The organism is Mycoplana ramosa, from assembly GCF_041930185.1.
Lineage (GTDB): Bacteria > Pseudomonadota > Alphaproteobacteria > Rhizobiales > Rhizobiaceae > Mycoplana > Mycoplana ramosa.
In genome coordinates this window covers 277,616-299,992 of the sequence record NZ_JBHEEW010000002.1, presented here as the reverse complement: position 1 = coordinate 299,992, position 22,377 = coordinate 277,616, and the positions used below count along the sequence as shown (strand labels likewise).

General features: G+C 63.2%; 15 protein-coding genes and 1 pseudogene. 10 read left to right on the top strand and 6 right to left on the bottom strand.

What is annotated here, in order from left to right:
* Positions 1-1,695, top strand: a complete 1,695-nt coding sequence (locus tag JNC62_RS03930; protein WP_374836150.1) for a M20/M25/M40 family metallo-hydrolase — start codon at positions 1-3, stop codon at positions 1,693-1,695.
* A 69-nt stretch (positions 1,696-1,764) separates the two neighbouring features.
* Positions 1,765-2,826 carry an ornithine cyclodeaminase gene (gene ocd, locus JNC62_RS03925; RefSeq protein WP_374836148.1) on the top strand — a complete coding sequence of 354 codons (1,062 nt, stop codon included), beginning with the start codon at positions 1,765-1,767 and terminating at the stop codon, positions 2,824-2,826.
* A 265-nt stretch (positions 2,827-3,091) separates the two neighbouring features.
* Here ocd and JNC62_RS03920 read toward each other — a convergent pair.
* The 3 genes and pseudogenes from JNC62_RS03920 to JNC62_RS03910 all read right to left on the bottom strand — a co-directional run.
* Positions 3,092-3,433, bottom strand: a pseudogene (locus JNC62_RS03920) (transposase); the annotation flags it as partial.
* Positions 3,434-3,619: 186 nt separating this feature from the next.
* Complete coding sequence (locus tag JNC62_RS03915; RefSeq protein WP_374836146.1) at positions 3,620-4,483, bottom strand: 3-deoxy-manno-octulosonate cytidylyltransferase; 864 nt, start codon at positions 4,481-4,483, stop codon at positions 3,620-3,622.
* Positions 4,484-4,488: 5 nt separating this feature from the next.
* The gene (locus JNC62_RS03910; RefSeq protein ID WP_374836145.1) at positions 4,489-5,175 is read right to left on the bottom strand and encodes a glycosyltransferase; all 687 of its coding nucleotides are present in this window, start codon (positions 5,173-5,175) and stop codon (positions 4,489-4,491) included.
* Between the two features lie 224 nt (positions 5,176-5,399).
* Between JNC62_RS03910 and JNC62_RS03905 the strand changes: the two genes are divergently transcribed.
* Positions 5,400-6,350 (top strand): glycosyltransferase family 92 protein, encoded by a 951-nt coding sequence (locus JNC62_RS03905; RefSeq protein WP_374836143.1) that lies wholly within the window; start codon positions 5,400-5,402, stop codon positions 6,348-6,350.
* 23 nt (positions 6,351-6,373) lie between these two features.
* Here JNC62_RS03905 and JNC62_RS03900 read toward each other — a convergent pair whose 3' ends face one another.
* Complete coding sequence (locus JNC62_RS03900) at positions 6,374-7,078, bottom strand: membrane-anchored protein (protein ID WP_374836340.1); 705 nt, start codon at positions 7,076-7,078, stop codon at positions 6,374-6,376.
* A gap of 273 nt (positions 7,079-7,351) precedes the next feature.
* Between JNC62_RS03900 and JNC62_RS03895 the strand changes: the two genes are divergently transcribed.
* The 7 genes from JNC62_RS03895 to JNC62_RS03865 all read left to right on the top strand — a co-directional run bounded on the left by JNC62_RS03895 (position 7,352) and on the right by JNC62_RS03865 (position 18,274).
* Positions 7,352-8,758 (top strand): HlyD family secretion protein, encoded by a 1,407-nt coding sequence (locus JNC62_RS03895; protein WP_374836141.1) that lies wholly within the window; start codon positions 7,352-7,354, stop codon positions 8,756-8,758.
* On the top strand, positions 8,758-10,728 hold the full coding sequence (locus JNC62_RS03890) for a glycosyltransferase (RefSeq protein WP_374836139.1): 1,971 nt from the start codon (positions 8,758-8,760) through the stop codon (positions 10,726-10,728). Before JNC62_RS03895 ends, JNC62_RS03890 begins: the two co-directional genes overlap by 1 nt.
* A 171-nt stretch (positions 10,729-10,899) precedes the next feature.
* Positions 10,900-13,407 (top strand): heavy metal translocating P-type ATPase, encoded by a 2,508-nt coding sequence (locus tag JNC62_RS03885; protein ID WP_374836137.1) that lies wholly within the window; start codon positions 10,900-10,902, stop codon positions 13,405-13,407.
* Positions 13,404-13,814, top strand: coding sequence for a Cu(I)-responsive transcriptional regulator (gene cueR / locus JNC62_RS03880; RefSeq protein WP_374836135.1), 411 nt, complete (start codon positions 13,404-13,406; stop codon positions 13,812-13,814). The genes JNC62_RS03885 and cueR overlap by 4 nt, the downstream gene beginning before the upstream one ends.
* A gap of 102 nt (positions 13,815-13,916) precedes the next feature.
* Positions 13,917-15,065: an aromatic ring-hydroxylating oxygenase subunit alpha gene (locus JNC62_RS03875; protein WP_374836133.1), complete on the top strand. Its 1,149-nt coding sequence runs from the start codon at positions 13,917-13,919 to the stop codon at positions 15,063-15,065.
* Positions 15,066-15,198: 133 nt separating this feature from the next.
* Positions 15,199-16,695 carry a S10 family peptidase gene (locus JNC62_RS03870; protein ID WP_374836131.1) on the top strand — a complete coding sequence of 499 codons (1,497 nt, stop codon included), beginning with the start codon at positions 15,199-15,201 and terminating at the stop codon, positions 16,693-16,695.
* Between the two features lie 148 nt (positions 16,696-16,843).
* On the top strand, positions 16,844-18,274 hold the full coding sequence (locus JNC62_RS03865) for an aldehyde dehydrogenase family protein (RefSeq protein WP_374836128.1): 1,431 nt from the start codon (positions 16,844-16,846) through the stop codon (positions 18,272-18,274).
* A 119-nt stretch (positions 18,275-18,393) separates the two neighbouring features.
* Here JNC62_RS03865 and JNC62_RS03860 read toward each other — a convergent pair whose 3' ends face one another.
* Positions 18,394-21,255, bottom strand: a complete 2,862-nt coding sequence (locus tag JNC62_RS03860; protein ID WP_374836126.1) for a DNA translocase FtsK — start codon at positions 21,253-21,255, stop codon at positions 18,394-18,396.
* A gap of 482 nt (positions 21,256-21,737) precedes the next feature.
* Positions 21,738-22,361 (bottom strand): DUF922 domain-containing Zn-dependent protease, encoded by a 624-nt coding sequence (locus JNC62_RS03855; RefSeq protein WP_374836338.1) that lies wholly within the window; start codon positions 22,359-22,361, stop codon positions 21,738-21,740.
* Positions 22,362-22,377: the final 16 nt, after the last annotated feature.

Sequence of the window (22,377 nt, the reverse complement as noted above, 5' to 3'; positions counted from 1 at the left end):
ATGATCAGAACACAAGAAAAGTTGGCAACCCGTTTCGGCGCCAGAATCGACAGTGACCGTGTCCGTGAGATTGCGCTGCGCATCACTTCGTGGCCAAGCGAGACCGGGTCGCCGGGGGAGGCCGCGTTCGCCGAATGCCTCCATGGCCTCTTGAGCGAATGTCCATACTTCCAAGAACATCCCGAGGACCTGCGTCTCGTTGACAGCCATGGCGAACCGCTGACGCGGAATGTCGTTGCGCTGGTTCGCGGCACCGGGAAGCGGACACTGATCCTGGCCGGGCACTTCGACACCGTTTCGACCGACAACTACCATGACCTGAAATCGCTGGCCTGCGACAGCCTGGCACTCAAGGACGCGCTCATTCAAAGCCTCTCGGCGCGCAGCGACCGATCCGAGCAGGAACAACGGGCCTTGCACGATCTGCTGGGCGGCGAGTTCCTGCCCGGCCGCGGTCTGCTCGACATGAAAAGCGGCATTGCCGCAGCCATTGCATGCCTGGAGCAGTTCGCGGCCGATCCCGATCGGCAGGGCAATCTCATGTTCGTGGCGACGCCTGACGAAGAACGCGAGAGCCGCGGGATGCGATCGTTCCGTGACGCACTGCCTGCCCTGGCGGCGGATCTTGGCATCGATATCGCTGCAGGCATCAATCTGGACGTGACGTCCGATCAGGGTGACGGCAGCGAAGGCCGCGCCGTTTATGCCGGCACGATCGGCAAGCTCCTGCCCTTCGCCCTGGTGGTCGGCTGCAGCTCGCATGCTAGCTACCCATTCGAAGGGGTCAGCGCCCAGGCGATGGCAGCAGGCATTCTGACGCGGCTGGAAGGGAATGCCGCCCTGGCCGACCACGACAGCACCGATACCTCGCCACCGCCGATCTGCCTTGAGGCGAAGGACCTGCGCGACGGCTACGAGGTCACGACGCCGGAGCGGTTCTGGATCGCGTTCAACTGGCTCTATCATTCGATGGCCGCGAACGAGCTGTTTGCGCGATTCCGGGATGAGGTGCTGACTGGCGCAACGGAAGCGGTTGAAAGATTTAAGCGGCAATCGGAGCGCTACGGCCAGATGGCCGGTCGAAGCGCCGGTGCCACCCCTGCGATGCCTCGGCTGGTCACGTTCCAGGAGCTGAAAGGCCTGGCAAGGGAATGTTTTGGCGAGGGCTTCGATCAACGTTATCTTGCACAGGAACGGCTGCTCGCGCACATCGACAATCCGCTCCTGCTCTCGCGGCTTCTGACGGAGTGGCTGGTCGGCACGGCGCGCCTTTCCGGCCCGGCGATCGTCATCGGTTTCGCCGGCCTGCACTATCCTTCAAGCCGGCTGCTCCTCAGCGAGCCCAACGACAGGTCCCTTTATCAGGCGATCGAGAAGGCCAGGGAGGGGCTCGGCGAGGATCCGGCCCGAAGCCTTGTCTGGAAGCCTCACTTCCAGGGAATATCCGACATGAGCTTCCTTGGACGGGCGGCGAGCGGAAATGAGATCGTCTCGGAAAACACGCCGATCTCGCGGCTGGTCGATCATCCGCCGGCCGACGCCAAACGCTTCCCGACCGTCAACCTTGGGCCATGGGGCCGCGAGTTCCACCAGAAATTCGAGCGCGTGCACGCGCCCTACGCTTTCGGTGTGCTTCCGGATATGGTGTCGGAAATCGCTCGAACCTTCCTCGCCGACGATCGCACCGAAGAATAAGATCTCGCCGTCCGCATAGGGGCCGACTTGTGCGGCCCTCCGGCGGCAACTCCATCAAAAGGGGCCACAATGACTGCCTATACGAACCTCAACGTTGTACCTTTCGTCAGCGTTGAAAACATGATGCGGCTCGTCCTGACGATCGGCACGGAAACGTTCCTGACCGAACTAGCCAAGGTAATCGAAGAGGATTTCCGTCGCTGGGAGGCCTTCGACAAGACGCCGCGCGTGGCGTCCCACTCCGATGAAGGCGTGATCGAGCTGATGCCCACCAGCGACGGAACGCTATACGGTTTCAAGTACGTAAACGGCCATCCGAAGAACATGAGGGAAGGCCGCCAGACAGTGACCGCCTTCGGTGTCCTGTCCGATGTCGGCAATGGCTATCCCATGTTGCTTTCCGAAATGACCATCCTTACGGCGTTGCGCACGGCGGCGATGTCAGCGGTCGCGGCAAAGCACCTTGCTCGACCAAGCTCGAAAACCATGGCAATCATCGGCAACGGCGCGCAAAGCGAATTCCAGGCACTGGCCTTCAAGGCAATCCTCGGCGTAACCGACCTGCGGCTGTACGACATCGATCCGAGCGCCAGCGAACGGTGCGCCAAGAACCTGGCCGGCAAGGGGTTTTCGATCAGGACCTGCACCTCGTCGCAGGACGCCGTCGAGGGCGCCGACATCATCACGACCGTCACTGCCGACAAACAATATGCGACCATCCTGTCCGACAACATGGTCGGTCCGGGCGTTCACATCAATGCAGTCGGCGGAGACTGCCCGGGAAAGACCGAACTTCACAAGGACATCTTGCTGCGTTCGGATATCTTCGTGGAATATCCGCCACAGACGCGGATCGAGGGCGAGATCCAGCAGCTCGATGCTGACCACCCGGTCAAGGAGCTTTGGGAAGTGATCGCCGGCAAGCGCGCGGGTCGCGAGTCGGACCGGACGATCACGCTGTTCGACAGCGTCGGCTTCGCGATCGAGGACTTTTCGGCCCTGCGTTACGTTCGCAGCAAGCTCAAGGAGACCGGTCTCTACGACGATCTCGACCTGCTTGCCGATCCCGATGAACCGCGAGATCTCTACGGGATGCTTCTGCGCTGTGAGGCGAGGCTGCAATCCGCCTAACGCTCATCAGGCCCTTCGACATCGCCAGATTTTGCATGGCACAGCGAGCACGGCGTGGATTTGAGTGCCGCCAAGGCGACACCGCAGGCGGCGTGGCGGCCCACCAGGCGCGCGGACTTTGTCGCCGACGCTCACCTGAGCATCGCCGGAAGCCAGAAGCGATGGCGCCGGGACATGGGTGGCCAGCATCAGCACGGCGATGCTGGCGCCGAAAAACGGCCAGATGCCGCCGACCGCGCAGTGTCGTCGTCACCATGTCGCACTTGGAAATAGAATGTACCTCCAGTCGCATCCGTCCGGCGATCTGCTGCGGCGACCAGCCGTGCATGATCCGCTCGATGATCGACTGCCGCAGATCGGCGAAGCGCGCGAGCTTGCGCAGCTTGGCACGGCGCTCGCGGGCCATCGCGTTGGCCGTGACGCAGTAGTAACCGCTCAGATCCGGCATCTGCGGATCGACGAAGGTGTTGCGTTTGATCTCACGGAAACTCGTCGAGCGGTGTCGGCCGAGTTTTTCCGCAATGATCTCGACGCCGATGCCCGCCATCCGCCAACGAGCGATCCTGCGGCGTTCATCCATGTCGATCTGAGAATAGGTGCGTGTCATGCGCTGTTCCTCGCGTGAGATAAGCCATTGTTATGTCTCGCAAGTCGCAGTTTAAACTTGAACCCACCCGGCTACAGCATAAACTCGCGTAAGAGTTATTATGGAATTGATGCACATAATGCTGCTCCCCAGCCGTCGTGGCGCCGCGCTCCGGTCCCGACTCGTAGCGCCGTATGCGAAAGGCGATCACGTGCGGTTGGACCGTCGTTTGAAGAAGCCTGGCTTGAGCCCTCGTAACAAATTGTCCGCCGCGCGGATGAAGTTCGTCAGCGAGATCAGCTTGTCGACTTCGCTGTCGGTGTTGGAGAGCCGTTCCGACAGCACTTCCGAGGCCGTGAGCGCAATTTCGGCAGGATCGATCTCGGGAAAGTGTGTGGCGAGCGCGTGATAGGCGTTGACGCCGACGCCGCCGTGAATGGCGATCCGGTCAAGCCGCGCCATCATGCGAAGAAAGACTTGTTCGAAGGTCCAGTCGTGCACCGACACGACCCGCCACTGCTGGGTCCGTCTGGCTGAAAATCCCGCCAGGGCGATGATCGAGGCCAGCCTCAGTTCGCTCAACCACACCGTCACGGCAAAGCCGCTCGTCGGCGTCTTGCCCGCGGTATAGAAGTCATCGAAATGCCCGAGCAGGTCCAGATGGCCGGTCGGTGCATTTCGGAAGTCCGCCGCCGTATTGAGCCTCTCCTGCGCATTGAGCCTGATGTTCATGATGCCGAGAAAATTGGCCGTCTCGAAAAAGGACAGGACCTCCTCCACTTCACCGCGGTAGACGATATTCGAGCCGCGCGGCTGCCCTCGGGCAACGAGCAGCGCGTGTCCGCGGAAAGGCTGATTGAGCACCTTGGAAACCCGGTTGAAGAAGACAAACAGGGCGGTGGGCGGATACTCGGCGCTCAGCGCCGCCACGTCCACGGCCGCGCTGTTGGCGACAAGGACGATATGGGAATAGGGCGAGAAGAGTTGGCGCCACTCTTCAGGCCGTGTCAGTCCGCCGGCCGCCCCCGGCGGAGGCAGGCCGTGATCCGGGGGTTCGCCTGGCGCTTTCACGGCGACTACTTCTGCTGCACCGAGATGACGCGATCGCGCATCGCGAACCATTCCGGCGCATAGTCGTCGTTTCGGTATTCCTCGAAATAGGGTCCGCCGTCAGTGAAATGGACGAGCTTGGCATCCTCGCGGTAATCGTACTCGTTCACCAAGTAGTTCCAGACCACCGGAATCGCGCCGATCTTCTCTTCGCTGTCGAGCCACTTGAACTGATGCAACTGGAGCCCGGTGGCGCTGTTGACATAGTCCCGGGTCAACGCCCTGCATTTGGCGTTGTTGAACAGTATCATGCTCGACCAGTTCTTCTTCTCATATTTCGTCTGGGTCTGACCGAGAAACTTTGTCTCGACCTTCGGAACGTAGTCGTGCTTGACGCACATCACAGCATATCGGTCATCCCGAAGCGACCAGAGCTTGGCGATATCGGCGCGGGCAAGCATGTCGCAATCCATGAAGATGCTCCATCCCTCGTAGTTGCTCAGGTATGGCACGAGGAACCTCGAAAAGGAAAACTCCGTCGACTGCAACGGATTGCGTTCGCGGGTGAAAAGTCCGCCAAGATTGCTCAGAACGATCGGGGAAAACGCCACCGGGGCACTGGAATGTTCAAGTATGCTTTGACAAAGCACGTGATAGGCGACAATTTCTTTGGAGTCGAAGCCGATGAAAATGCGTATAAGGTCGTCCTTCATGCCGATACCTTCCGCTTCTTCCGCCTGGGTGGCGTTTCACTCAGTTCATCTGCTGCCTTAATTCGAATTCCGACATTGTTACCGTTCGTATGGTGTGCATGAGGACCGGAGTGATGTCAATGCGACCGCGCGATTGAAGGTGCGGGCGGCACTGGATCTGGTCCGGAGGTCCGCCGGGCCATATAGTACCGACCTCGCCGGGTGCGCTGGCCAATGGAGGCGAAATGCGCTGGTTTGGCAGAAACAGAAGCGGCATCAAGACCCTTTCCATCACGCCTCCGGCGCCCGACCCCGGACGAAGGGGCATTGCCATTGCCGTCTGCGTCAAGAATGAGGGGGCCTACATCGAAGAATGGGTCCGCTTTCACAGGGCGGTCGGTGTTTGCCATTTCATTGTCTACGACAATGAATCGACGGATGGGACCTGCGACATCCTCCACCGCATTCTGACGCCTCGGGAGTTGACCATCGTGCCCTGGGCCGGGCGGATCGTGTCTGGCAAGACGGATCAACTCATCGATGGACAGGTGCACGCCTTCGCCCATGCCATTCTCAACTTCGGCGGGCGCTTTCGCCGAATGGCGTTCATCGACGCCGATGAGTTCCTGTTGCCGCGAACGGGTGCGACGATCGAGGAGGCTCTCGTTGCGACCGGCGATTTTCCCAACGTCTCGCTGCCCTGGCACATGTTCGGAACAAGCGGGCACAAGACCAGGCCCGCCGGACCTGTCGTCACCAACTACACGAGACGATGCGCCGATCCGCTCGGACGGCAGGAACACTCCTGCAACTTCAAATGCATTGTGGATCCCTGCGAGGTCGTGGAGGTGACGATTCATCAGTTCAAGACGCGCCAGTTCGGTGACCTGACGATGAACGATGCCGGCTTTCTGACCAGCCGACGCGGGCGCAAGGAACGGCAGTTCTATTCCAACGCCTATCTCCAGCTCAATCACTACTACAGCAAGTCCGAGGAGGAGTTGGCCGCAAAGATGGCGCGCGGCTCCAATTACGTCGTTTCCGCCGACCGGTTTGCAGAAAAGATCAGGGTCACGATGCGCAATATCGAGCGGTCCGAGGTGGAGGATCGCGCCATGGTCGAATTCGTCGCCGCGCATGGCATCAAGCTGCACGACGATGAACGCCCCGGCGGGGAAAGCGCGGTCAATCAGTAAGGAGGACGCCGGGCGAACCGGTGTCAGCGTTCGCCCTTCCAAAGCGGTATTCCGCTCGATTCGGACACGTCCGGGTCGGCGGTAAAGATGGGATGCCTGCGGTCGATGAGGGCCTGAAGGGCCTTCTGATCCATGTCCTTGTGGAAGCGCGGCAGATTTTCCTGATTATAGACGTGGCCGCTTGCCTGCGGGCTGATCCCTGTCAGGATCACGGCCCGTGCGCCGTTATAGAGGGCAAACAGGGTTGCATGGATGCCGTTCGAGCACTTGCTTTCCCTGTCGAGTTCCTCGCTCTTGAAGCCACACAGGCGATCGAGAAGGGCCATGCGCTGGTAGCGGTCGATGATGCGCAGGCTGTCGTACTGATAGTCGAAGGCTTGCAGTCCTTCCTGCAGGGAAGGCAACCCCTCGCGCCAAAGCAAGACATACAGCGCGCCGGTGCGCTGGCCTTGCAGAACGCGCCGGACCTCCATCGCATTCGTGTTGGTGCCGCGGACCTGGTTGAACATCATGAAGGTGATGTCGGGTTTTTCTCTTCCCCACTTCGCCGCCACCATCTGCGATCCGTTGACGGAGATCACGCGAAAACGCTCGTCGAACCCGGCCGGCCTGTTCGAGATTGGCGCGGACCCGACCACGACCACCGGTCCATCGAAGGGCGCAGGTGCAAGCGGGGGGCGCGGCCGCAGGAGGTTATACTTGATCCGGCGATAGAGCCGCGTTTTCATGTCCGTGAAAGTCACGCCTGTCCACCTGTGCATTGCCAGTCTCGCAAGAAGCTAATCGCGCATCCCGTGCGACTGTCAATGCGGGAGAGCAGATGGCGTCTCCCGGGCGCTGGATACATTTATAGAATATTAGTCATCGCGTAAGTTTCGAATCAAAGTTTAATTTCTTGAAACGTCTCCCCCCGAAGATGGCTTCGATCGAAACGCGTGCCGGTACAAGAAACGTCCATGATCCGGACACTTCAACGGGGACCCACGTCAGTGGGGCGGCAGATGAAATCGACACTGGAAATCCAGCCCGAACGGAGTGGGGCCGTCCACGGGACGGCCGGAGAAGCACACGACATCTCACAGCCCGTCCACGCGGCGGCAGCGACACAGGCCGGAGAGGCGCCGTCGCGGCAGGATGCGTCCGCGCTGCAGGGCCTGCTGGCTCGGCAATTCGTTCAGCCGGCAGAGGCCGAAGCGCCTGCCGTCAAATCGCCGCGCGCGGCGCCGCCGCTGTCGCCGACGCGTTCACGGCTCCTGAAATCTGTGGCCGGCCTGGTCCTTTTGGCTTCGGTCGGCTGGATGCCCTTACAGCGTCTGTTTCAGGTGTCGAGCGTCGAGGCGGTGGTCAATGCTCAGGTCGTGACCTTGCGCGCGCCTGTCGGCGGTGTGGTGTCGGAGGCGCTTGACCCGTTGCGCGTCGGCGCGACCGTCTTGCCGGGTAATGTCCTCATGACAGTCCAGAACGCGCGCGCCGACCGTGCCGCGATCGAGCGTGTAAAGGAGAATTTGCGGACTGCGGATGAGGACCTGGTTGCGGTGGTCGCCCGCATTGACCGCCTGACGACGCTGCGTGCCGCGATTGCCGCCCGTGTCGAGGACTATCGGGCCGACAGGGTCCTCCGGGTCGGTGCCGATCTTGTGCTGGCGGATGCCCAGATCACATCCGCCCAGGCGGTGATGGATCGCGCTGAGGCGGAAGTCGCCCGGCAGTCCTCGCTTGCGGCCACCGGATTTAGTGCGCAGGCAACACGACAGACCGCAGAGCGCGATCTCGCCGTTGCCCGCGCGTCGGTCGACCAGGCCAAGGCGCGCAGGGCCGTACTGGTGGTCGAGGCAGAGGCGCTGAAGGCCGGGCGCTTTTTCGGCGACGGCTATGACGATGTGCCGCAGTCGATGCAGCGCCTCGACTGGATCGACGAAAACCTCGCCTTGCTCAATACCGACAAAGGCAAACTCGAAGCCCGCGTGAGGCGACTGACGGCGGAAATGCAGGCCGAGGAGGCCCGCTTCGACCTGGCAAGCCGGGCCACCATTGCCGCGCCCGCCGGTGGGCAGATCTGGGAAATCCTGACTTCTCCCGGCGAGCAGGTCGTCGCCGGCCAGCCATTGGTGAGTGTGCTCGACTGCTCGAGATTGATGGTGACGACCGCGGTGAGCGAATCCGTCTACAATACGCTCTCCCTCGGCATGCCGGCATCTTTCACCTTCCACGAAGGCGGACCAGCTTTTGCCGGGCGTGTCGTGCAACTGAGCGGCGTTGCTGCGGCGGGCTCGAATTTCGCCATCATCCCCTCGGCGCTGACCAAGGAATCGTATCGCGCCACCGTAGCGACCGACAGTCTTGGCGGGAATGGCACGTGTCCGGTCGGCAAAACCGGCCGCGTCGTGTTCGGCAAGACCGCCTCCTGATGAGTCCGGCCACCAACCCGATCCTGTCTGTCCTGCTCGAGGGATCGATTCCCGGCCTGCTGATCGCCGGCCTGCTGCTGGTGGTACTGCCCTGGATCGACCGCCACAGCAGAGTTCGCGTGCTGCCGATCGCGCTGGTGCTGACGCTGACCGCCTATTATCTGTACTGGCGTGTCACCGTCACCATCCCGTCGATCAGCGATCCGGTCGATTGGGCGGCAGGGTGGCTGTTCTTCCTTGTTGAACTCGGTGCGGTGACGGGTTCGGTGATCTCCTATATCACGCTGACGCGCACCAGCGACCGCTCTGCCGACGTTGAGCGCAACGCTGGCTGGCTGGCGGGCCTCCCGGCCCAGCCCCTCGTCGACGTTTTCATCTGTACCTACAATGAGGAGCGCGAAATCCTGGAGCGGACGATTCTGGGCGCGACCGGGATGACCTATGCCAACTACCGGGTCTGGGTACTCGATGACGGGCGGCGCCCATGGCTGGCTGACCTCGCCGAGGAACTTGGCGTCAACTACCTGGCCCGGCCGGACAATCAGCACGCCAAGGCCGGAAACATAAACCATGCGCTGCGCCATGTCGCCGCGCTGCCGGCGCCGCCGGATTTTATCTCGGTGCTGGACGCCGATTTCGTGCCGATTCCCGTTTTCCTTTCGCGTGCTCTGACGCTGTTCAGGGAAGACGATGTCGGCATCGTTCAGACGCCGCAGCATTTCGTAAATCCCGATCCCATCCAGGCCAACCTTCAGGCGTCGGACGCCTGGCCGGATGAACAGCGCTACTTCTTCGATGTGCTGATGCCGGCGAAGGATGCCTGGGGCACCGCCTTCTGCTGCGGCACCTCGTCGGTTATCCGCATGGAAGCGCTGCTACGCGCCGGCGGCTTTCCGACCGAGTCCGTGACCGAAGACTACCTGCTCACGCTGCGATTGAAGCGCAACGGCTTCCGCACGGTCTACCTCAATGAACGGCTGTCTCTCGGTCTGGCGCCGGAAGGCCTCAATGAATACATGACCCAGCGCAGCCGCTGGTGCCTGGGCTTCATCCAGATCATCCGCGGCGAGGATGGCCCGTTCAACCTCAACAACGGGCTTCGGTTGATCGACCGCGTCAGCCTGGTAGAAAGTCTCCTCTACTGGAGCATGGCCTACCTCTTCCGCATCGCCGGCATCGCGGTCCCGATCCTCTATCTCCTGTTCGGCATCAACGCCGTAAACGTGGACACGGCCGACGGCATCGCCCATTTCCTACCCTACTACCTGGCGCAGATCGCCGTCATGGCGTGGCTCTCCGGCCAGCGTGTATTGCCGATCATGACCGACGTGTCGCAGCTGCTCGCGGCCCGCGAAATCCTGAAGGCTGTCGCGATCGGCCTGTTCAGGCCCAGGGGGCAAAAATTCAAGGTCACGGCCAAGGGAGGCGACCGGAGCCGAACCGTTATCCAGTGGCGGATGATCGGCCAGTTCGGCTTCCTGCTTGGACTGACGGTTCTGGGCGTGCTGCTTTCCTTCGGCATGTCGCCGACGCTGCAGGATTCCAGTGTCGTGGCGCTCTACTGGTCCTGGTACAACATGGCCATTCTGATCTCGGCAATCGCCGTATGCGTCGAGCGACCGCGACTGCGCCGGCATGAGCGGCTGCGGGGAGCCGAGACGGTGATCGTCTCGACCGGTGCGATCCAGCAGGTCTACGTGATGGCGGACATTTCCGTGGGCGGGATGCGCCTGCTGGGCAATGCGCGGGAGCCAGTTGGAACGCGCGTTTCCGTCGAATTGGACAGCGCCCATTTCGACGGGACGATCGTGCGCCGCTCCGAAGCCGAGTTCGCCATCGCCTTCGACGAGACGCTGCGGATGCGCACCGTCATGATCCGGCACGTCTATTCAGGCAGCTTCCGCTCGACGATAGGACAGGTCAGCGCCGGTTCCGTTGCGCGCAAGGTGGTCGCACGCCTGGTTGGTTAGCGCAGGCACGATCACGACAAACAGCGCGCCGGTGGGCTGGCGCTTAGCGCCTGCCTGACCTCCAATGCATTCGTATTGGCGCCGTGAGGCTGGCTGCAGATCGTCAAGAAATCGCTTGACCTTGACATCATGGGAAGGTGCACGATCTGGGTAAAGAAAGGAGCGTGCATCATGCTCATAGGCAATGAGCCGGGCGACCGGCAGACGATCAAGCTCTCCATCGAGGACATGACCTGTGCCTCGTGTGTGCGTCGGGTCGAGAAGGCGATCGAGAAGGTTCCGGGTGTTTTGGAAGCGGCAGTCAATCTCGCGACCGAAAAGGCCGACGTGACGTTCGACGGCAAGCCGGACGTGTCGGCGGTCGCCGAAGCGGTCCGTGCGGCCGGCTATGGCGTGGGCGAGGAGACGCTGGAGTTTCCGGTCGAAGGGATGACCTGCGCTTCGTGTATCGGGCGGGTCGAGAAGGCGCTGAAAGCGGTGCCCGGCGTGGTCGATGCAACTGCAAATCTTGCGAACGAGCACGCGAGGGTTCGCTTCCTGCGCGGTGCCGTGACCTTCGACGATCTGGCTGCGGCCATAGAGAAAACGGGGTATCGGGCGATCCGTGAGGCTGCCGCAGCCGAGACGCCGTCCGAGGAGGATCGGCGCGCAGGCGAGATCGCGGCGCTTCGCCGCTCGCTGATCGTCGCCGCGCTGTTGACCACACCCCTCTTCATCATGGAGATGGGGGCGCATGCGGTGCCGGCCTTCGGGCACTACATCCATGAAACGATCGGCATGCAGGCGAACCGGCTGATCCAGTTCGTTCTGGCGACGCTCGTGCTGGCCGGACCGGGCCTGCGCTTCTTCAAGAAGGGTATTCCGAGCCTGCTGCGCGGCGCACCGGACATGAATGCGCTGGTGGTGATCGGCACCGCCGCTGCTTGGGGCTTTTCGACCGTCGCGACGTTTGCGCCCGGCCTGCTTCCGGGCGGCGCGGCGAACGTCTATTTCGAGGCGGCGGCCGTCATCATCACGCTGATCCTCGCCGGGCGCTACCTGGAGGCGCGCGCCAAGGGGCGCACCGGCGAAGCGATCCGGCACCTGGCCGGCCTTCGCGCCACATCCGCCCGAATCCTGAAGGACGGTCAGCCGGTCGACGTCCCGCTCGAGGCCGTCGTTCCGGGCGACATCGTGCTGGTGCGCCCGGGCGAGAAGATCGCGGTTGACGGCGAGGTAACGGAGGGCCGATCCTTCGTCGACGAATCGATGATCACCGGCGAGCCCATGCCGGTCGAGCGCAAGCCGGGCGACAGCGTCACCGGCGGCACGATAAACACGACCGGATCGTTTTCCTTCCGCGCCACCCGCGTCGGCGCCGATACGGTGCTGTCGCAGATCATCCGCATGGTCGAGGACGCGCAAGCGGCGAAATTGCCGATCCAGGCGCTGGTCGACCGGGTAACCGCCTGGTTCGTACCGGCAATCATCGTGGTCGCACTCGCCACCTTCGGCCTTTGGTATGTACTCGGGCCGAGCCCGGAACTGGCGCATGCGCTCGTCGCCGCCGTCGCCGTGCTGATCATCGCCTGCCCGTGCGCGATGGGGCTTGCGACGCCGACCTCGATCATCACCGGCACCGGGCGCGCGGCAGAACTCGGCGTGCTGTTCCGCCAGGGCACGGCGCTGCAGACACTGGAATCGACCGATGTCGTCGCCGTCGACAAGACGGGCACGCTGACGCTCGGCCGGCCGGAACTGACGGAGATCATTCCCGGCGGCGGCTTCGAGCGCAATGACGTGCTTTCGCTGGTGGCCGCTGCCGAGGTCCGGTCCGAGCACCCGATTGCGCTGGCGATCCATGAGGCGGCGAAATCGGAAGGGCTGGAGATCCTCGCCGCCGACGCGTTTGAGGCGACTTCGGGCCAGGGCATCTCGGCCACCGTCTCGGGCCGCAAGGTCGAAACCGGATCGGTCGCCTTCATGGCCGCGCGCGGGCTCGACGTTGCCCCGTTCGCGAAGGACGCGGAGCGGTTGGCCGCACAGGGCGCCTCGCCGCTCTATGCGGCCATCGACGACAGGCTGGCCGCCCTCTTCGCCGTCACCGATCCGGTCAAGCCGACGACGAAGGAAGCGATCGCGCAATTGAAGGCGTTGGGCGTCGAGGTGGCGATGATCACCGGCGACAACCGTCGCACCGCCGAAGCGGTCGCGGCCATGCTCGGCATCGACCGCGTGATGGCCGAGGTGCTTCCGGACGGAAAGGTTGCCGCGGTCAAGTCGCTCTCCGAGGGGGGCAGGAAAAAGGTGGCGTTCGTCGGTGACGGCATCAACGACGCCCCGGCGCTTGCCGCGGCCGACACCGGCATTGCGATCGGAACCGGCACGGACGTGGCGATCGAAAGCGCGGACATCGTGCTGATGGCCGGCGACATGCGCGGCGTGGCCACCGGCATTGCCCTCTCAAGGGCGACGATGCGCAACATCCGCCAGAACCTGTTCTGGGCTTTCGGCTACAACGTTGCGCTGATCCCGGTCGCCGCCGGCGTGCTCTATCCGGCCTTCGGTATCCTGCTGTCGCCGGCGATCGCCGCGGGCGCGATGGGGCTTTCCAGCGTCTTTGTCGTCAGCAACGCACTGCGGTTGAAGCGTTTCCGTCCCGCCGCCGGACCAAGCAAGCGCAAGGAGAACTGGGCATGAACATTGGCGAGGCAGCGGCGGCGACGGGTGTGACCGCAAAGATGATCCGCCACTATGAAGCGATCGGCCTCATCCACGAGGCCGGTCGCACCGGCTCGGGCTATCGTACCTACGGGCCGAAGGATCTTGCCACCCTCACCTTCATCCGCCGCGCCCGCGACCTGGGCTTCTCCATTGCCCAGATCCGCGACCTGCTGGCGCTCTGGCAGGATCGCGGCCGCGCGTCGGCGGACGTCAAGCGCATTGCCGCCACGCATATCGAGGAACTGACGGCGAAGATGCGCCAGTTGCAGGAGATGGTGATGACGCTGCAGCACCTTTCAGCCAATTGCCAGGGCGATGATCGGCCGGACTGCCCCATCCTCGATCGATTGGCGACGGGGGATGACGCGGGCGGCTGTCATTAGGGTTGTCGGGCATCATTGATTGACAGTTCATTCAATACGGACGAAATTTATCTCCGGATTTCAGGCTTGTTCGCCATGACATATCCGTTGGGGAGGTAAACGATGAACGAAATCAGTGCGCCGCCGCCGGGGTCACCTCTCCTTGATCGCTGCCCGCCCTCGCTTCCCGCGCGCGCCTATTTCGATCCGGCCTGGTTTGCTACCGAAGAGAAGGCGATCTGGTGCCGGCACTGGATCTATGTCGGCCGCGACAACGACCTGCCGCCGATGACCATGCGGCGGCTTTTCGTCGGCGGGCAAAACCTCATTCTCGTCAAGGACCGCGACGGCGACGTCACCGCCTTTCACAACACCTGCCGCCATCGCGGCGCCGAGCTTTGCGCGGCAGACGAAAAGCCCCTGAAGTCGAAGCTCATCGCCTGCCCCTATCACCAATGGAGCTACAGCCTCTCCGGAGATCTGGTGCGCACGCCCTTCGTCTCTGCCACCGCCGACTTCAGGAAGGAGGATCATGGGCTCTTCCGGGTGCACGTCCGCGAGTGGAACGGCTTTCTCTTCGTCTGTCTGGCCGACAGTCCGCCGGATTTTGCTTCTGCTCCCGATCTGGGCCCCAATGCGCTCGACAACTGGCCGATGCGGAGCCTGGTCACCGGCCACACCTGGGTCAAGAACCTTGCCTGCAACTGGAAGATCTTCTGGGAAAACTACAACGAGTGCCTGCACTGCCCCGGCATCCATCCGGAACTGTCGGAGATGGTGCCGATCTATTCGAAGGGCTACATGGCGCCGAACGAGGCGCCGGACTGGCGGCCGGAGACCGACCGGCACGATCCGGTCCTGAAGGCGGGCGCAAGGAGCTGGACGATGGACGGCCGGCCCTGCGGTCCTGAGTTTTCGGGCCTCACCCAGGCTCAACGCGACGCCGGGCAGACGTTCGTCACCCTGGTGCCGACGATGTTCATCGTCGCCCACGTCGATTATGTCCGTGCGGTGTCGCTGCGCCCGCTCGGGCCGGAACTGACCGAGCTGAAGGCGGAATGGCTCTTCCCGCCCGATACGCTTGCCGCGCCGGAATTCAATGTGGACAACGTGGTGGATTTTGCCAGCCTTGTCATGCGCCAGGATGGCGAGGCCTGCGAGATGAACCAGCGCGGACTGAAGAGCGAGAAGTTCGAGCGCGGCACACTGATGCCGCAGGAATTCGACGTCTACCGCTTCCAGCAGTGGGTGCAGGGCGCGATGGAGAAATAGCGGCACCTTTCGAGGTTCGCCGGACCCCCCAGCCGACAGTGGTCGCGCCGTGATCAAATAGTGTTGAATTTCGATAGGCCGTCGCCATCCCTAGACTGATTCCGATCGGGAGGCGGGCGAAAGGAGCCCTACTTTGCGTTTCCATCCCTTCCTGGCCATCGTCGCCCTGCTCTTGCTTGCCGTTCCCTCATCCTTGCCCGCGCAGGATCGGGGCGAGGACCAGAACCAGGAGCAGAATGGCGGCATGTTGAACCTGCTGCCCGCCGATGCAGCCACCCGGCACGTCTTGAAGCATTCGAGCGGTGAAATCGCCTATACGGCCACCGCGGGCACGCTCGAGTTGCGCAATCAGGACGGCAAGATCAACGCCAAGGTCTTCTATACCGCCTACGTGGCGGATGGCGCTTCTGCCGATCGTCCGATCACCTTCGCCTTCAATGGCGGCCCCGGTGCGGCCTCTGCCTACCTGCATCTTGGGCTGGTCGGTCCGCGAATCGTCGAATTCGACGCGCGCAATCGCGACGGTACGCAGCCGCGGCTTGCCGACAATCACGACAGCTGGCTCGGCTTCACCGATCTCGTGCTGATCGATCCGGTGGGCACGGGCTGGAGCCGCCCGGCCGGAAAGGATGCGGAATCGGCTTATTTTGGCGTGCGGCAGGACGCCCAGAGCCTGGCAAAGGCGATCGCGCTCTATATCCAGAAGAGCGGCCGCATCGCTTCGCCGAAATACCTCCTTGGCGAAAGCTACGGCGGACTTCGCGCAGCCAAGGTGGCAAGCGCACTGAAGGACGAACAAGGGCTCGTCGTCTCGGGCATTGTCATGGTCTCCCCGCTGATCGATGCTCGGTTTGTCTTGAGTTCGTCCGACGATCCGTTGGGGGCGGCGCTGCAACTTCCCTCGTTGGTCGCCGCGGAGTTGGAACGCAAGGCGGCCTTCAGCGAACAGGCGGTGGCCGAGGCGGAAGGGTTCGCGATGGGCGAGTATCTCGTCTCGCTCGCCGGTCCAGCTCCCGTGGGAGAAACGGCCGAGCGCTTCTACGCGCGCATCGCGCAACTGACGGGAATCAAGCAGGAGGTGGTCGCCCGGAACAGGGGATTTGTCGGCGACGTCTACACCAAGAACCTTGCCGCAGCGGAGGGCAAGCTTGTAAGCCCCTATGATGCCGCCGTCCTCATGGAAGACCCCTACCCGGAGACGCCGATCGACCGCGGGGCGGATCCGGTTCTGGATGGCTATACGCGGGCCTATGGCGCGGCCTTCGCAAGCTACGCTCGTGACGAACTGCGCTTTTCCACCGAGCTGTCCTATCGCCTTCTGAACAAGGACGTGAACCGGCGCTGGGACTGGGATGGCGCGCGATCGGAGGCCAGCGCCGTGCAGGATCTACGCGACCTTTTGTCGGTAGTGCCTTCGTTCCGGCTCCTGGTGGCGCATGGCTACAGTGATGCGCTGACGCCTTACGGTGCCAGCCGCTATGTCATCGATCACCTGCCACCTTCGCTCTCCTCCGGCCGAGCGGACCTCAAGGTCTATCGCGGCGGCCACATGTTTTATACCGCGCCCGACGAGCGGCGGAAATTCACCGCCGATGTGCAGAGCTTCTACGCCAAGTCTGGCCGGGACTGATCGGAAAACGATCACACTTTGAGAAATGTGATCAAATTAATTTCCGCAGACCTATTGCTCTTTGTTGCGGCAAAGTCGACAGTTTGCGCGAACTCACCGACCAGCTCGGTGGGGCGGAATTCGGAAGAAAAATGCGACGGAGGAAAGCATGCTCGATAAGCGCAAGTTCTATATCGATGGCAAGTGGGTCGATCCGCTGAAGGCCAACGATCTCGAGGTCATCAATCCGGCGACGGAAACGCCGATCGCCTGGATTTCCATGGGCACGGCCGCCGATATCGATCGCGCTGTCGCCGCGGCCAAGAAGGCCTTTGCCACCTACAGCCAGACGAGCGTGGACGAACGCATCGCGCTTCTTGAGAAGCTGCTTTCGATCTACAAGCGCCGCTACGACGAGATGGCCCGCACGATCACGCTTGAGCTCGGCGCCCCGATCACCATGAGCACCGAACAGCAGGCGGATGTCGGCGTGGGCCACCTGCAGGGGTTCATCGATGCGCTGAAGCGTCTGAAGATGCGCGACGTGCTTCCGAACGGCGACGTCCTCCGGCGCGAGCCGATCGGTGTCTGCGGGCTGATCACGCCCTGGAACTGGCCGATCAACCAGATCGCACTGAAGGTTGTGCCTGCCCTTGCGACCGGCTGCACCTGCGTTCTCAAGCCCTCCGAATTCACGCCGCTGAACGCCCTCCTCTATGCCGAGATGGTCCATGAAGCCGGGTTCCCGGCCGGCACCTTCAACTTGGTCAACGGCGACGGCATCGAGTGCGGCGCGGCTCTCTCCAAGCATAAGGACATCGACATGATGTCGTTCACCGGCTCCACCCGCGCCGGCATTGCCGTGAGCAAGGATGCAGCCGACACCGTCAAGCGTGTGACGCTCGAACTCGGCGGCAAGTCGCCCAACCTGGTGTTCGAGGATGCCGATCTTGAAGATCGCGTGGCCGGCAGCGTGGCCGAGTGCTTCAACAATTCCGGCCAGTCCTGCGATGCGCCGACCCGCATGCTCGTGCAGCGGTCGGTGTACGACAAGGTCGTTGCGATTGCTGAGAAGGCGGGCAAGGCGGCTACGGTCGGCAATCCGGAAGAGGAGGGCAGCCACATCGGGCCGCTCGTCTCGCACATCCAGTTCGGCCGCGTTCAGGCGCTGATCGAGGCGGGTGTTGCCGAAGGCGCCCGGGTGCTGGTGGGCGGTCCGGGCAAGCCGGAAGGCTTCGAGACCGGCTATTTCGTCAAGCCGACGATCTTCGCCGACGTCAACAACAACATGCGCATCGCGCGTGAAGAGGTGTTCGGTCCGGTCCTGGCGATTATCCCGTTCGATACCGAAGAAGAGGCGATCGCGATCGCCAACGATACGAACTATGGCCTTGCCGCCTATGTCCAGACGGGCGATCCGGATCGCGCCGAGCGCGTCGCCGCGCGCCTTCGCGCCGGCATGGTCCACATCAACGGTGGGCCGCATCGCTACGGCAGCCCCTTCGGCGGCTACAAGCAGTCGGGCAACGGTCGCGAGGGTGGCATCTTCGGGCTTGAGGATTTCCTTGAGGTCAAGACGGTGCATCGTCCGGATGCCTGAATGACATCGTCCGCCGCTTCGACAACGAAGCGGCGGACGCCACTCAATTCATGTCGCTAGCCTCTGTGGAGGTCCGGCGCGACGGGCCTGCCGCCACAGCTTAAGCCGTGGCGAGCCCCTTAATCCTCGTCATCCGAAATCTCCATGGGCGGCACGCTTTCGCGGTTGCTGCCGTTCAGGATCTCGCGCTTGCCCACGTGGTTCGCCGGCCCGACCAGGCCATCGCGTTCCATCCGTTCCACCAGCGAAGCGGCGCGGTTATAGCCGATCGAGAGGCGGCGCTGGATATAGGACGTCGAGCACTTGCGGTCGCGCAGCACGACCTTGACGGCCTTGTCGTAGAGGTCGTTGCCGTCCTCCTCGGCCATGGCCGACTTGTCGAACACCGCGGTCTCTTCCGGCTCGGCCGCGTCGTCCTCTTCGGCGTCCTCGGTGACGGTACCGAGATATTCCGGCCGCCCCTGCGTCTTCAGATGGGCGACCACGGCCTCGACTTCGGCGTCGGAGACGAACGGGCCGTGCACGCGGGCAATCCGTCCGCCGCCGATCATGTGCAGCATGTCGCCCTGACCCAGCAGGTGCTCCGCGCCCTGCTCGCCAAGGATCGTACGGCTGTCGATCTTCGAGGTGACCTGGAAGGAGATGCGGGTGGGGAAGTTTGCCTTGATCGTGCCGGTGATGACGTCGACCGACGGACGCTGCGTCGCCATGATCAGGTGGATGCCGGCGGCGCGTGCCATCTGCGCCAGCCGCTGGATGGCCCCTTCGATCTCCTTGCCGGCGACCATCATCAGGTCCGCCATCTCGTCGACGATGACCACGATGTAGGGCATCGGCGTGAGATCCATCTCCTCCTGCTCGTAGGTCGGTTCGCCGGTCGCGCGGTCGAAGCCCTTCGGCACGTCGCACATCACCGTTTCGCCGTTGGCGCGGGCGGCGGCGGCGCGGGCGTTGAAGCCGTCGATGTTGCGCACGCCGAGGCGCGACATCTTGCGATAGCGGTCCTCCATCTCGCGAACGGCCCATTTCAGCGCCATCACCGCCTTCTTCGGGTCGGTCACGACCGGGGTCAGAAGGTGCGGGATGCCGTCATAGACGGAAAGCTCCAGCATCTTGGGATCGACCATGATCAGCCGGCATTCCTCCGGCCTCAGCCGATAGAGCAAGGACAGGATCATCGTGTTGATCGCCACCGACTTGCCCGAGCCGGTCGTGCCGGCGACGAGCAGGTGGGGCATCTTGGCGAGTTCGGCAATGACCGGCTCGCCGCCGATCGTCTTGCCAAGGCACACCGCCAGCTTGAACTTCGTTTCCCAATAGCTCTCGCACTCGATCAGTTCACGGAAATAGACGGTTTCGCGCACGGCGTTCGGAAGTTCGATGCCGATGACGTTGCGGCCGGGAACGACGGCAACGCGCGCCGAGAGCGCCGACATGGAGCGGGCGATGTCGTCGGACAGGCCGATCACGCGCGAGGATTTGACGCCGGGTGCCGGCTCGAACTCGTAGAGGGTGACGACCGGGCCGGGCCGCACATCAATGATCTCGCCCTTGACGCCGAAGTCCTCGAGGATGCTTTCGAGCAGGCCCGCGCTTTGCTCCAGCGCCTCCTGCGTCATGGTATGCGCCTGCTCGCCTGCCGGCTGCTGCAGGAGGTCGACGGGCGGAAATTCGTAGTCGGGATTGCTGTCGACCGCAAAGAACAGGCCGGAGCGGGCGAGCGAACGCGAGGCGGTGAGCGCCGGTCGTGCAACCGGCGTCGCAGCAGCCGGTGCATCCTTATTGCCGTGATCAGCCGTCGGCGGCAGAACTTCTTCCACAACAGCGGCGATCGTCGGCGCTTCGTCCGGCGTCGCAAACGAGGCGGACATCAGCGGGGGCATTTGCCACGCACCGGCCGTCGCCATGACCTGCATGGTCGCGGCCTGGAACACCGCCAACGACGGCAGCCCGGAGAATGCCCCATCACTCGCGGTGTCCGCGACCTGACCGATTTGTGCTGGCGCGGGTTCCGCTGCGTCTGTCGCTGCCGCCGGCGTAGGCAAGCTGGTTCCGGACTGAACGGAGACACGCGCGGCGACTGATCGTACCCAGGCCTGTGGGGTGGCTGGCTTCGTGGTCGTTGCATTTGCAGACGGGTTCGGCGGGGTAACAGGGCTCGCCGAACTGGCGACGGGACGTGCGCCAGTCACGACAGCCGGGCCGGCCGCCGACGGCCTGGTCATCGGTCGGGCGCTGCCGCGTTCGGCTTGGACGGCCGCCGGCGTCGCCGCGGCGATTGACTCGCCTTCGATCCGAGCTGCCGCGCCGGCCTGTCTGCGTCTGATGACGACTTCGCGGTAGAGCGAGGCGGGCGAATCCGGGCTTGCGTTAAAGTGGGGCAGCGCCAAGCGGTCCGCCGGCGCAAGTCCGGCGAGGTCGACATCCGGGCCCATGACCTCCCAAAGGGCGTAGTCGGAGATGGAAAGACCGAATGCCCCAGCGGGCTTCGCCGGCGTGGCAGTCAGCGACGCTTGCGCAGGCGGGCCGTTCGGCTCGCTCGTCTGAGCGGCCCGAACCGGCTCTGCGGGAGCCGATCGCAGCTCGTGACGCGTCTCGGTCATCTCGCGCTTCAGGCGCAGGTAGAGAGCCAAGGCACCGTTGTCGCCTTCGATGCTCTGTGCCGCGGTGGCCTCCGGCGGGGCCGTGCGCGGTTCGGCCGACGGCGCCCGTCCATGCCCGCCTTCGATCTTGCGCATGACCGCGCTGTCGAGATCCGCGGGATTCGGAGCCGGCGCAGGGGTGACCTCCTGCGCGACCTGGAGTTGGTCGACGGCGGCGTCGACGGCTTTTTCCGGTTTTGTCGGCTCGACTGCTGGTGCGGGCTTGCGCGCATATGCGCTTTCCGGCGTTCGCGTGAAGCGGACATTCGGCCCGAGAACGAAGGCACTCTGCCAGGCCGGCAGGTCGGACCCTGCCTTCACTTCTCCGGTGATAGTCATACCGGGGAGCGTCCCCGCGGCTGCTGGCCGGACTTGGCCGGCGTTGACGCTACGGGTCGCGGAGACGTCTTGAGCGGTGGGCGAATTCGTACGGGAAGGACGCATGGATACCTGCAACGCTGGAACTACCGGAAGGCATGAAACCCCTGCCCTCGGAATAGAAAATAAAGGTTAACAGCCCCTTTCGCTCCGGCCCCCAGAAGCCTGCCAGGCAGGACGCCGGTACAGCCGCATCTCTGCCATTGTGATTGGAAAATCAATTACTTAAGCAGCGAGCGTGTCGGTGTTTGTGAAATTTGCATGCACATCGGGCGCTGTCCCGGGATGGATCCACGGTCGGATCGACGAGGCGCACAGGCTCGCCCATTTCTTAACGAGCGAAAAGACCTCATAAAGGGGATCAGGTCGATGCGAAAATGGCAGCAGCGCCAGGGGGCTGCAAACAGCACAAGGAGACGGCCGCCTCTGCGCGCGCATTGTGGCTAAAGAGGTCCTAACCCGTCGTTCACAAGGTCAACGACCAACTGGCGGACGTTGCCTCCACTCTTCAGTTCGGTGCGGTCAAAGTCGCTGTCGCGCTTGCCTTTCGCTTTCGAGATGGGGCCGAGTCGCCGGGTGAGTTCCTTTCTGATCTTCCTGCAGTCGGGGTCGTCGGCCACGGTCAAGCCAACGGAAACGTCCTCTATCTGTCGCACCATGTCCTTGATGAAGTCGCCGTGCACGCGTTCATGGGCCTGGACGCCTGCAATGAATGTCTCCCATTTGGCGCGGACCGGCGCCGGCAGCTTCTCGGCGGGCTTTGGCAGCATGTATGTGATGACGAGGTTGGGCCGCGCGGAGGCGAGCACGCAGCCGCCGTTTCTCGGTTCATACTTGCGCGACCAGGTCAGCTTGAAATCGGTGAACGCGATCGCGCGGCTGCCCCTGACCTCCGGCCCCCGCTCGCCGATCGAACGGTAGAGTTCCATGCCGGTCGTTCCCTTGATGGCGTAGGTCCGCACGTGTTCGACCGCCTGCCATTCAGCGCGAGCAACGGCAGGCATTGACAGGAGAAAAGCGACCAGAACGCGCGCGGGAACTAAATTCAAGAGAACCTCCGAGGGCATACAGTTCGCGCGGAAC

What these genes read in the sequence shown, in the direction of transcription:
- JNC62_RS03930 (WP_374836150.1), top strand. Translation starts at nt 1, where the DNA reads ATGATCAGAACACAAGAAAAGTTGGCAACCCGTTTCGGCGCCAGAATC.
- ocd (WP_374836148.1), top strand. Translation starts at nt 1,765, where the DNA reads ATGACTGCCTATACGAACCTCAACGTTGTACCTTTCGTCAGCGTTGAA.
- JNC62_RS03910 (WP_374836145.1), bottom strand. Translation starts at nt 5,175, where the DNA reads ATGAAGGACGACCTTATACGCATTTTCATCGGCTTCGACTCCAAAGAA.
- JNC62_RS03905 (WP_374836143.1), top strand. Translation starts at nt 5,400, where the DNA reads ATGCGCTGGTTTGGCAGAAACAGAAGCGGCATCAAGACCCTTTCCATC.
- JNC62_RS03900 (WP_374836340.1), bottom strand. Translation starts at nt 7,078, where the DNA reads ATGAAAACGCGGCTCTATCGCCGGATCAAGTATAACCTCCTGCGGCCG.
- JNC62_RS03895 (WP_374836141.1), top strand. Translation starts at nt 7,352, where the DNA reads ATGAAATCGACACTGGAAATCCAGCCCGAACGGAGTGGGGCCGTCCAC.
- JNC62_RS03890 (WP_374836139.1), top strand. Translation starts at nt 8,758, where the DNA reads ATGAGTCCGGCCACCAACCCGATCCTGTCTGTCCTGCTCGAGGGATCG.
- JNC62_RS03885 (WP_374836137.1), top strand. Translation starts at nt 10,900, where the DNA reads ATGCTCATAGGCAATGAGCCGGGCGACCGGCAGACGATCAAGCTCTCC.
- cueR (WP_374836135.1), top strand. Translation starts at nt 13,404, where the DNA reads ATGAACATTGGCGAGGCAGCGGCGGCGACGGGTGTGACCGCAAAGATG.
- JNC62_RS03875 (WP_374836133.1), top strand. Translation starts at nt 13,917, where the DNA reads ATGAACGAAATCAGTGCGCCGCCGCCGGGGTCACCTCTCCTTGATCGC.
- JNC62_RS03865 (WP_374836128.1), top strand. Translation starts at nt 16,844, where the DNA reads ATGCTCGATAAGCGCAAGTTCTATATCGATGGCAAGTGGGTCGATCCG.
- JNC62_RS03860 (WP_374836126.1), bottom strand. Translation starts at nt 21,255, where the DNA reads ATGACTATCACCGGAGAAGTGAAGGCAGGGTCCGACCTGCCGGCCTGG.
- JNC62_RS03855 (WP_374836338.1), bottom strand. Translation starts at nt 22,361, where the DNA reads ATGCCCTCGGAGGTTCTCTTGAATTTAGTTCCCGCGCGCGTTCTGGTC.